General features: G+C 69.8%; 2 protein-coding genes and 1 pseudogene. All 3 read right to left on the bottom strand.

The window, feature by feature from the left end; all coding sequences use genetic code 11:
• Positions 1 to 363: pseudogene (locus tag VIU94_RS28535) on the bottom strand (endolytic transglycosylase MltG); the annotation flags it as partial.
• Positions 364 to 485: 122 nt separating this feature from the next.
• Entirely contained in the window at positions 486 to 950 is a 465-nt protein-coding gene (gene ruvX, locus VIU94_RS28530; protein WP_057614165.1) for a Holliday junction resolvase RuvX, read from the bottom strand.
• Positions 950 to 3,086 (bottom strand): alanine--tRNA ligase (gene alaS / locus VIU94_RS28525; RefSeq protein ID WP_331915525.1); only part of this gene is annotated, 2,137 nt, incomplete at its 5' end. The genes ruvX and alaS, both read right to left, overlap by 1 nt.

The following is a 3,086-nucleotide window of genomic DNA, read 5'->3' as shown; positions in this document are numbered from 1 at the left end:
GTTGCCGTTCTGGTCGTACGACTGCTGCGGCCCGCCCTGGTACGCCTGCTGGTCGTACTGCTGCTGATGCTGCTGGTCGTACTGCTGTTGGTTGTACTGCTGCTGGTTGTACTGCTGGTGCTGCTCGTACTGGCCATCGTGCTGCGGGTACTGCTGCTGCGCCTGACCATAGGCGGCCTGCCGGCCGTCGCCCCAGCCACCGTTGTCGTACTGCGGCTGCTGCTGCGGATAGTGCTGCGGCTGGCCGCCGTAGGGGGACTGCTGACCCGCATGGGCCTGCTGCCCTTCCCATCCGCCGTCCCCGTACAACGGGTCCTCGGGATGCCACGGTTCGGAGCCTTCGCCCCGGCCATACTCAGTCATCGATCCCCTAGAGCCGCGAGGCGGCGGTCTCCTTCTCTCACCATCCGGCTACCGTTTCGCCTCTTTCTGTGCGGTGACTGTTCGAATGTCGCCGCATCGCGCGGAACGTTACCGTACCGCGATCAGATGACCACTTCGACGCCCTCGCCGGGTGCTTTACCTGACACCCGTTCGGATTCCAGCGCCTGCTGAAGGATGATCACGGCTGCTGCCTGGTCGATGACCGATCTGCCCTTTTTGGATTTCACTCCGGATGCGCGCAGTCCCTGACTGGCCGTCACCGTGGTCATCCGCTCGTCGACGAGCCTGACCGGGACGGGCGCGATCCCCCGGGCGAGCTCCTGGACGAAGCCGCGGACCTTGACCGCGGCCGGGCCCTCGCCCCCCTTGAGGGAGCGAGGGAGGCCGACGACCACCTCGATCGGTTCGTACTCCTCGACCAGCTGCTTCAGCCGACGATGAGCTGCCGGGACGTCCCGGCCCGGGACCGTCTCCACCGGAGTGGCGAGGATCCCGTCGGGGTCGCACGAGGCGACCCCGATACGGGCGTCCCCGACGTCGATCGCGAGTCTGCGGCCCGTGCGCATTACTTGGCCGACTCCCCGACCATGCGCTCCACGGCGTCCACGGCCTCACCGATCGCGGCCGGGTTCTGGCCACCGCCCTGGGCGACGTCCGGCTTGCCGCCACCGCCGCCGCCGAGGGTCTTGGCGGCGGCGCGGACCAGCTCGCCGGCCTTGAGACCGCGCTCACGCGCGGCCTCGTTGGTGGCGATGACGGTCAGCGGCTTGCCGTTGGCCGTGGTGAACAGGGCCACGACGGCCGGACGGTCCGACGGAATGCGGCCGCGCACGTCGAGGACGAGCCGGCGCAGGTCGTCGGCGCCGGTGCCGTCCGGCACCTGGCCCACGACGAGGGCCACGCCGCGGATGTCCTGGGCGTTCTCGGCGAGTCCGGCGGCGGCCTGGAGGACCTTCTCCGCACGGAACTTCTCGATCTCCTTCTCGGCGTCCTTCAGCTTGCCGAGCATCGCGGAGATCTTCTCCGGCAGCTCCTCCGAGCGGCCCTTGACCAGCTCCTGGAGCTGGGCGACGACCGTGTGCTCACGAGCCAGGAAGTTGTACGCGTCGACGCCGACCAGGGCCTCGATGCGGCGCACGCCGGAGCCGATGGACGACTCGCCGAGCAGCTTCACCAGACCCAGCTGGGCGGTGTTGTGGACGTGCGTGCCGCCGCACAGCTCCTTGGAGAAGTCGCCGATGGTGACGACGCGGACCTTCTCGCCGTACTTCTCGCCGAACTCGGCGATGGCGCCCTGACGCTTGGCCTCGTCGATCGGCATGACCTCGGCGTGCACGTCGAGTTCGCGGGCCAGCACCTCGTTGATCTTCTGCTCGACGTCCGTGAGGACGGCGCCGGGCACGGCGTTCGGCGAACCGAAGTCGAAGCGGAAGCGGCCGGGCGAGTTCTCCGAACCGGCCTGGGCGGCCGTCGGGCCGAGGGCGTCGCGCAGCGCCTGGTGGGTCAGGTGGGTGGCGGAGTGGGCGCGGGCGATGGCCCGGCGGCGGCGGATGTCGATGGTGGTGTACGCGGTGGAGCCCACCGTCACCTCGCCGACCTGGACCGCGCCCTTGTGCACCGTGACGCCGGGGACCGGCTGCTGGACGTCGCGGATCTCGATGACGGCGCCGCTGTGCAGCTTGATCCGGCCCTGGTCGGCGAGCTGGCCGCCGCCCTCGGCGTAGAACGGGGTGCGGTCGAGGACGACCTCGACGTCGTCGCCCTCGGTGGCGGCCGGCGACGGGACGCCGTTGACCAGCAGCCCGACGACGGTGGACTCGCCCTCGGTGTTGGTGTAGCCGGTGAACTCGGTGGCGCCGTTGCTGTCCGCGATCTCGCGGTAGGCGGTGACGTCGGCGTGGCCGGTCTTCTTGGCCTTGGCGTCGGCCTTGGCGCGCTCCCGCTGCTCCTTCATCAGGCGGCGGAAGCCGTCCTCGTCCACGGAGAGGCCCTGCTCGGCGGCCATCTCCAGGGTGAGGTCGATCGGGAAGCCCCAGGTGTCGTGGAGCAGGAACGCCTTGTCACCGGCGAGGATCGTGCCGCCGGCGGCCTTGGTCTCGGTGACGGCGGTGTCGAGGATGTTGGTGCCGCCCTTGAGGGCCTTGAGGAACGCGGCCTCCTCGGCGAGGGCGACGGTCTCGATCCGCTTGCGGTCGGTGACCAGCTCCGGGTACTGCTCGCCCATCGTCCCGATGACGGTGTCGACGAGCTCCTGGACGACCGGGCCGGTGGCGCCGAGCAGGCGCATGTTGCGGACGGCGCGGCGCATGATGCGGCGCAGCACGTAGCCGCGGCCCTCGTTGGACGGCAGGACGCCGTCGGCGATGAGGAAGCTCGAGGCGCGCAGATGATCGGCAATGATGCGGTGGCTCGCCCGATGGGGGCCCTCGGCGGGGACCCCGGTCGCCTCTTCCGAGGCGCGGATCATCGCCTTGAACAGGTCGATGTCGTAATTGTCGTGCTTGCCCTGCAGCACCGCGGCGATGCGCTCCAGCCCCATGCCGGTGTCGATCGACGGCCGCGGCAGGTCGACCCGCGTCTCCTTGGTGACCTGCTCGTACTGCATGAAGACGAGGTTCCAGATCTCGATGAAGCGGTCGCCGTCCTCGTCGGGGGAACCCGGTGGGCCGCCGGGGATTTCGGGGCCGTGGTCGTAGAAGATC

The organism is Streptomyces sp. (assembly GCF_036566765.1).
Taxonomy (GTDB): domain Bacteria; phylum Actinomycetota; class Actinomycetes; order Streptomycetales; family Streptomycetaceae; genus Streptomyces.
Note: the sequence above shows the minus strand (reverse complement) of the source record. Positions and strands in the feature narration are given on the sequence as shown.

What these genes read in the sequence shown, in the direction of transcription:
- ruvX (WP_057614165.1), bottom strand. Translation starts at nt 950, where the DNA reads ATGCGCACGGGCCGCAGACTCGCGATCGACGTCGGGGACGCCCGTATC.